At 67.9% G+C, this 7,138-nt stretch carries 6 protein-coding genes and 1 pseudogene; 5 read left to right on the top strand and 2 right to left on the bottom strand.

Translation table 11 applies throughout. From position 1 onward, the window contains the following. On the bottom strand, positions 1 to 874 hold an 874-nt coding region (locus tag WKW80_RS15290; protein ID WP_340364412.1), incomplete at its 3' end, for a type VI secretion system Vgr family protein. Positions 875 to 1,054: 180 nt separating this feature from the next. Continuing rightward, positions 1,055 to 1,171: pseudogene (locus WKW80_RS15285) on the bottom strand (phage baseplate assembly protein V); the annotation flags it as partial. A gap of 766 nt (positions 1,172 to 1,937) precedes the next feature. Here WKW80_RS15285 and WKW80_RS15280 point away from each other — a divergent pair. Genes WKW80_RS15280 through WKW80_RS15260 form a run of 5 tightly spaced genes read left to right on the top strand, consistent with a single transcriptional unit; the run spans position 1,938 to position 7,136 of the window. After that, a complete protein-coding gene (locus WKW80_RS15280) occupies positions 1,938 to 2,981 on the top strand; it encodes a beta-ribofuranosylaminobenzene 5'-phosphate synthase family protein (protein ID WP_340364411.1) in 1,044 nt (347 codons plus the stop codon). Between the two features lie 43 nt (positions 2,982 to 3,024). Then, on the top strand, positions 3,025 to 3,933 hold the full coding sequence (locus tag WKW80_RS15275) for an NAD(P)-dependent methylenetetrahydromethanopterin dehydrogenase (RefSeq protein WP_340364410.1): 909 nt from the start codon (positions 3,025 to 3,027) through the stop codon (positions 3,931 to 3,933). A gap of 13 nt (positions 3,934 to 3,946) precedes the next feature. Then, complete coding sequence (locus WKW80_RS15270; RefSeq protein WP_340364409.1) at positions 3,947 to 5,110, top strand: ATP-grasp domain-containing protein; 1,164 nt, start codon at positions 3,947 to 3,949, stop codon at positions 5,108 to 5,110. Continuing rightward, a complete protein-coding gene (gene mch, locus WKW80_RS15265; RefSeq protein WP_422822909.1) occupies positions 5,107 to 6,141 on the top strand; it encodes a methenyltetrahydromethanopterin cyclohydrolase in 1,035 nt (344 codons plus the stop codon). The genes WKW80_RS15270 and mch overlap by 4 nt, the downstream gene beginning before the upstream one ends. Continuing rightward, positions 6,141 to 7,136, top strand: coding sequence for an ATP-grasp domain-containing protein (locus tag WKW80_RS15260; RefSeq protein ID WP_340364408.1), 996 nt, complete (start codon positions 6,141 to 6,143; stop codon positions 7,134 to 7,136). Before mch ends, WKW80_RS15260 begins: the two co-directional genes overlap by 1 nt. The last annotated feature ends 2 nt before the right edge of the window (positions 7,137 to 7,138 follow it).

Below are 7,138 nucleotides of genomic sequence, written 5' to 3'. Positions count from 1 at the left end.
CCTGGCTTGCGTGCCACTGGTAGACCTCGCCTTCGGCCTGGCCGGTGGGCCGGGGGTCGGCTCGGGTGATGCTCAGGTCGGCGCGGGGACGGGTGTAGTCGTAGTCACGGGTGGCGTACTTGCCGCTGGTGAGCTGGTGCTCTGGCACGAAGGCATGCAGGTATTCGGCGTCGGGTTTCCAGCCGGGGGCGTGGTATTCGACTTGCCGGTACGCCTCGCTCGGGTTCTCCTTGTAGGCGCCCATGATGTCGATGAGCACGAGCCGGTGCTTGCCTTCGGAGTGTTCGAAGAAGTAGCTGATGCCCCATTCCTGGCACAGGCGCTCGAAGAAGGCGAAGTCGCTTTCGTTGTACTGGGTCTGGTAGTCGCGCCGGGGGTAGGTCTCGATGAGGCGCTTGTCGACGGCAAAGGGGTAGTCGGCGAGCAACTCGTCCAGGATGTCGATGACGGTCTTGTTCTGGAAGATCTTGCAGTCGGTGGCCAGCGTGGCCAGGTGCAGCCAGGGGCGCAGGGTGAGGCGGTACTGGATGTGGCGGCCTTCTTCGCCCCAGAAGGCCGCGTCGGCGACGAGGGCGTTGATCTGGCGCACACCGGCGCCGATGTGGTCGGTGCTGGCTCCGACGACGCCGGGGAGGAATTCGCCCATGCCGTCGAGCTGGATGGCGCAGCTGATCTCGCGGCCGATGAAGTCGTCGAGCTTGAAGTCGGCTGCGCCACTGGCGCCGAGGTTCAATGCGTCAGGGGTCTTGAGCAGAAGCTCGTATTCGAAGAGGCTGTTCAGGCCCTCTTGACCCGACAGGCGCACCGGCTGCAATGCAGGCGCGCCCAGAAAGATGGGCACGGCCGGGCCGCCAATGGTCAGCGTACGGAACATTCTTGTTTTCTCCCTGAGTTTCTATTGATCGCCGTGACAGTGGCGAGAACTTCGTCGGCAAGGGGGCTAGATGTCTCCCGAACCGCGGAGCAGCATATACCAGCGAACCCAAACTCAATCGTCTCCCACCCCGGGAGACGCCCTCATGGTCCCGCAAGCGCGAATTCCAGAACGCGACCGACGTCCGGTGCAGACGGGCGGGTCGGGGTCGCCGCCGAGGAAGTCGACGATGACTTCCTGCCCGACGCGCGGGATCTGGATGCCGCCAAGCTGGATGCCGGCCCAGGGGGAACTGACACCGCTATTTCAGGTATTGCAACGAATGGCTTCGCTCGGGATCGTCCGGGCCCTGGGACCGATGCTCGCGATATTGGCAAGCGTCGCGTTGTGATGCTGGATGACCTGCCAGGGCATCACGAAGGCATTGCCCTCGGTTGTGTGCGCGTCTTCGACCAGCACAACCGAGTAGCCCAGCGTCAGGGGTCTTGAGCAGAAGCTCGTATTCGAAGAGGCTGTTCAGGCCCTCCCGGCCCGACAGGCGGACCGGCTCCAGTGCTGCGTGGCCCAGGACGACCGGAATGGCTTCACTCTGGATCTGGAGCGTGCGCGATTTGGCGCCCACGGCCATACGCGTGGATGTTGGCATTGTTTCCCCCTGAAAGTTTTGATCGCGTGCGTACGCTTTTGACGCCATGCCGCGAGCGGCTATATCGAATTCATGCGGTGCCCCGCCGCACCGGCGGGTGGCCCCTTGCCTCGCTCCGAGGACCAGAAAGACTTCGTGCGTGGCGTGCTGCCCGTGATGGCACCCTCTGCCAAGGGTAGGCGGCCGCGCCTGAGCGATGAGCAAGCTCTCAACGAAGGGCTACCGACTATGCGAAACGCCCCGCTCACCTCAGTCGCCGCGGAATCAGTCAGCAGAGACCTGCAAAAGCGCGTCGGACGTCACCGATCGCGTGACAAAGTGTCCCCGCCTCGATACAAGCATGAATGGCGCTGAAAGGCGCCGTGCGGCCCGCGCGCAGGAAACCACTGCGGAACAGACCTTGCTTTGTGAGCAACGATGCAGTTCCCCCGAACCACCTCCGAGGAAGCCATGCTTGCCGATGAATCGGCCACGGTGTCGCTGCGCGCCCCGGGGCGGCTGCACCTCGGCTTTCTCGATCCGTCCGGCTCCCTTGGCCGGCGCTTCGGCAGCTTGGGGCTGGTGATCAACGGTTTCGAGACCGAGGTCGAACTCGGCGATTCATCCACCCTGCAGGTGAGCGCCGACGAGCCCGCGGCGCTCGCCGATGTCGAACGCGCGGAAGCGGACCTGCGCCTGTTGCAACGCCACAGCGGCCGCCACGAGCCACTGCATTTGCGGCTGAAGCGGGTGTTGCCTGCGCATGCGGGCTTCGGTTCCGGCACGCAATTGGCACTGGCCATCGCACGGGCGTTTGCGCATTGGCATGGGCTGGATGTGTCCACCGCAAGACTGGCGCAGTGGCTGGGCCGGGGGCAGCGTTCGGGCATCGGGGTTGGGGGTTTCGACCTGGGCGGGCTGCTCGTGGACGGCGGCCCCGGTGCGCATGGCGAGCCGCCGGTCGTTCTGTCGCGTATCGCGTTGCCTGCGGAGTGGCGCGTGCTGGTCGTGCAGGATGGCGCGCAACAGGGCCTGTCGGGGGCGGCCGAGCGACAGGCCATCGCGGCCCTGCCGCCCATGGCAAAGGCACAGGCTGCCGACATCTGCCACCAGGTGTTGATGCGCGTGCTGCCGGGCGCTGCCAGCGCGGAGTTTGCGCCGTTCGCCGCAGGTGTCACGCACATCCAGCGCCTGCTGGGCGCGCACTTCGCGGCCGGGCAGGGCGGCGATGTCTATGCGAGCGCGGCGGTGGGTCGGGTGCTCGGCTGGATCGACACCCGGGAATCGCTGGTGGCGCTGGGCCAGAGTTCGTGGGGGCCGACCGGCTTCGCGATCCTGCCGTCGCTGGCGCGCGCCGAAGCACTGGCAGACGAACTGCATGCCGCCGGTGTCGTCGCCCCTTCGCTGACCCTGCGCATCGTGTCGGGCCGCAACAGCGGCGCACTCCTGGTGGATCGCCGCCCAGGCGCGTCCGCTCGCTGAACGGGGCCGCGCCGCCAGCGTCCGATCGCAATCCGGAGCTTTCATGGAACGCCCCTACATCCTCCACATGTTCACGCCGGGCCGCCGCATGAGCCCGTTCGACATCAACATGGCCGCCGACGCCGGCTACCAGGTGATCGTTCCGTACGTCGACGTCGACGGCGACAGCGTGGCAAGCCTGACCCAGGACACGATCTTCTCGCGCAGCCCGAAGGGCTTGCTGCGCACGGGCATCTTCATCGGCGGACGCGACGCGCTCGAGGCTGCCGACCTGCTGAAGCGCGCCAAATCGTCGATGTTCAAGCCTTTCCAGGTGTCGCTGATGGCCGACCCGAGCGGCGCATACACGACCGCGGCCGCGATGGTGGCGTGCGTCGAGCACGCACTGGGCCAACAGCACAAGCAAGGGCTGAAGGATCAACGCGTCGTCATCTTCGGCGGCACCGGACCGGTGGGCCGCATCGCCGGGGTGATCGCGGGACAGGCTGGCGCCGAGGTCTTTCTCTCGAGCCGCAGCAGCGCCAACGCGGTCGAAGAGGCAGCACGCAAGACGGGTGAGCGCTTCGGTGTCGAATTGAAGGGCCTGTCCGGCGCCGACGCGACGGCCATGCGCGCCGCGATCGGGGACGCCGACGTTCTGCTGGCCTGCGCGGCGGCGGGTGTACAGGTCGTCTCGGGCGAAACGCTGGGCCTCGCCAAACGCCTCAAGGTCGCCGCCGACGTGAACGCGGTCCCGCCCCAGGGCATTGCCGGCGTCGACGCCATGGACAACGCCAAGCCGCTGGCCGGCACATCGGCCGTCGGCATCGGTGCATTGACCATCGGGAACGTCAAGTACCAGACCCAGCAGCGACTGCTGGTGCAGATGCATGACGCCGAGGCGCCGGTGGTCCTGAGCTTCGCGGAAGCGTTTGCGACGGCACGCGCGTTCATTGCCGAGAAGGCTGCATGAAACGGCCGGTCCGATGACAACGCTTGCCGTAGCCGCCATCTCCGCGCGCATGCTGGCTGAATCGGCCAGCGAGGACGGCTTCGGGGTCGTGGCGCTCGACCTCTTCGGCGACGCGGACACCCGGCAGGCAAGCGAGGAATGGATTCGCATTGGCGAGTCGAAGAGCTTGCGCATCGACGGCGCGCTATTGTTGTCGGCACTGGAAGCCCTCGCGCGGCAGGGTCGTGTGACAGGCTGGATCGCCGGTCCCGGCTTCGAGGGGCGGCCCGACTTGCTGAAAAGTGGCGCCTCGCTGTTGCCGCTGATCGGAACGCAGGCCGACGCCATGCGGCGCGTGCGGGAGCCATTGTCTTTCTTCGGGTTTCTCGACACGCAAGGGATTGCCCATCCCGCTTTTCGAACGGATGCGCCGGAGGACCCGGCAGGATGGCTGATCAAGGATGCGCACGGTTGCGGTGGGGCGCACATTCGGCGTGCCGTGGCGGAGGGCGGCGCGGCGCCGTCCGAGCCCTTGAGCGTCCATCACTACTTCCAGCGCGAAGTCCAGGGCAGCCCGATGTCAGCGACCTTCATCGCCAACGCGAGCGACGCGTCGGTGCTCGGATTCAATCAACTGATCGTGCGACCGATGGCCGGGTGCCCGTTCGTGTTTTGCGGGGCGGTCGGGCCGGTACCGGTGTCCGTCGAAGTGGGGTCGCGAATCACGGCGGCGGTACGTGCGTTGGCTCGGGCCTTCTCCCTGCGCGGCCTCGGCAGCCTGGACTTCATGCTCGATGGCGATGAATTCAACGTGCTCGAAGTCAATCCGCGGCCATCCTTGAGCATGGGGCTCTACAGCCGCCTGCGCCGTCTGGCGGCATTCCCCGGCATGGTGGCGGCGCATGTTGACGCCTGTCTCCAGGGCGAACTGCCGGAGTGGCCGCCTCAGCCCGAGAAGGCCCCCGTCCAGGGCAGCGAGATCGTCTACGCCAGGCGCCCGGTCTGGCTGGACGAGTCCGCGGCGAAGCGTCTTGCCACCCGCATGGACTGCCATGACCTGCCGATCGCCCCATTGCAGTTCGAAGCCGGAGAGCCTCTGTGCAGCGTCAGCGCCAGCGGTTCGAGTGCCGAGGAGGTACGCGCGATGCTGCGGCGCCGCCGCGAGGCCGTGCAGATGTCCTTGGAGACTTCCGGATGACGGACGCCCCGACGCCGATGGCGCCCGTCGCACCCATGTCGCCTGCGCTGGACGTGTCGAAGCCCAGCGTCAACACGCTCGCCCGGCCGCTGGTCGAACGCCTGCTCGCGGAGGCCGGCATGCTCGACGTGCAGGTGCGTCCCGACGAGTCCGGTGTCTGCATCGTCGACGCGGGCATCGCCGTGCAGGGCAGCGTCGCGGCGGGCCTGCTGATAGGCGAGATCTGCATGGGTGGCCTCGGCCAGGCGCACCTGAGCGTCAGCGGGGAGGCGGGCTGGCCCACCTGGATCGAGGTACGGAGTTCGCAACCGGTGCTGGCCTGCATGGGCAGCCAGTACGCCGGATGGAGCCTGGCGGCCAGCAAGGAAGAGACGGGCGGCAAGAAGTTCTTCGCACTCGGCTCGGGTCCGGCGCGCGCGCTGGCTGGCAAGGAGACGCTGTTCGATGACATCGGCTATCGCGACACCGCAGGGACTGGCGTGCTCGTGCTGGAAGTGGATCGGCCCCCACCCAGGGTGATCATCGACAAGCTCCTTCGGGATTGCCGTCTGAGTGCCGAAGGGTTGACGCTGATCCTCACGCCGACGAGCAGCCTGGCCGGCACCACGCAGGTGGTGGCGCGCGTGCTGGAGACGGCACTGCACAAGGCGCACCAGCTGGGATTCCCGCCCGGCAACATCGTCGGCGGCGCGGGCGCAGCGCCGTTGCCCGTTCCAAGCCCCGACGGCGTGGAAGCCATGGGACGAACCAACGATGCGATCCTCTACGGTGGCCGGGTGCACCTCAACGTGCGCGGCGACGACGCGGCGGCGCGCGAGCTGGCGAGGCAGATGCCGTCGCGCAACGCGAGCGACCACGGTCGTCCGTTCGCCGACATCTTCAAAGCGGCCGACTACGACTTCTACAAGATCGACGGCGCCTTGTTCGCGCCGGCCGAGGTCTGGGTCAGCAACATCGACAGCGGCAACACCTGGCACGCCGGCGGTCTCGACATGGCGTTGTTGCTGGGCCTCTGGCGCAAGGAGGCGTGATGGCCAGCCCCGCATCGCCCTGCGGTCTCACCGTGGCCATCATGACCGACGAGATCGGCTGGCACACGCGCCAGCTCCAGGCGGCGCTGCAGGCGCGTGCCTGCCTCGGCCGCTGCGTCGACCTGGCGGACTGCCGGATCGACACGACGGCCGCCTGGCATGGCCTGGTCATTCCCGGCTTTGGCCGCGAGTTGCCCGACGCGGTGCTGGTGCGCGGCATCGCCGGCGGCACCTTCGAGCAGGTGACGAAGCGGCTCGGCGTGCTGCATGCGCTGCGCGAACTCGGGGTGCCCGTCTACAACGACGCGCGCGCGATCGAACGCAGTGTCGACAAGTCGATGACCAGCCTGTTGCTGCATGCGGCAGGCATTCCGACGCCGCCGACCTGGGCCACGGAATCGATTGCGCAGGCGCAGCGCATCGCGATCCGGGAAGGCGCGGCCGGCCACGCGCTGGTGCTCAAGCCGCTGTTCGGTTCCCAGGGCAAGGGCCTGCGGCTCGTGGGCGACGTGGAAGGCGTGCACTACCCGCTGCCGGACATCGGGGCGGCCTACGGCGGGCTCGCCTATCTGCAACGCTTCGTGCCGGCCTCGACGGCGCCGGGCTTCGACTGGCGGGTGCTGGTCATCGGGGGGCGGAGCGTCACCGCCATGCGCCGGGTCAGCGAACACTGGATCCACAACGTCGCGCAGGGCGCGCGCTGCGAGCCGGCGGACCTGTCCCCGGAACTCGCGAGGCTGGCCGAAGACGCGGCGCAAGCGCTGGGCATGGATTACGCGGGCGTCGACCTGATGCCATCGGCGCCGCGGCCGGGCGCGAGGGCGAGGCCGGGCCACGGCATCCAGGTCATCGAGGTCAACGGCGCCGCCGCCTGGCAGGGGCTGCAGCGCGTGACCGGCTTCAACATCGCCCGTGCCCTCGTCGACGACCTCATCGACCGCAGGCTGATGCTCGCCGGCGGCGACGCGCATTCGAAGACGCCGCGCCGCGCATGAAG

This window comes from Variovorax humicola (assembly GCF_037889915.1).
Lineage (GTDB): Bacteria > Pseudomonadota > Gammaproteobacteria > Burkholderiales > Burkholderiaceae_C > Variovorax > Variovorax humicola.
Note: the sequence above shows the minus strand (reverse complement) of the source record. Positions and strands in the feature narration are given on the sequence as shown.

Excerpts from the sequence above, each read along its gene's own strand:
- WKW80_RS15270 (WP_340364409.1), top strand. The coding sequence starts at position 3,947 with ATGACAACGCTTGCCGTAGCCGCCATCTCCGCGCGCATGCTGGCTGAA.
- WKW80_RS15275 (WP_340364410.1), top strand. The coding sequence starts at position 3,025 with ATGGAACGCCCCTACATCCTCCACATGTTCACGCCGGGCCGCCGCATG.
- WKW80_RS15260 (WP_340364408.1), top strand. The coding sequence starts at position 6,141 with ATGGCCAGCCCCGCATCGCCCTGCGGTCTCACCGTGGCCATCATGACC.
- mch (WP_422822909.1), top strand. The coding sequence starts at position 5,107 with ATGACGGACGCCCCGACGCCGATGGCGCCCGTCGCACCCATGTCGCCT.
- WKW80_RS15280 (WP_340364411.1), top strand. The coding sequence starts at position 1,938 with ATGCAGTTCCCCCGAACCACCTCCGAGGAAGCCATGCTTGCCGATGAA.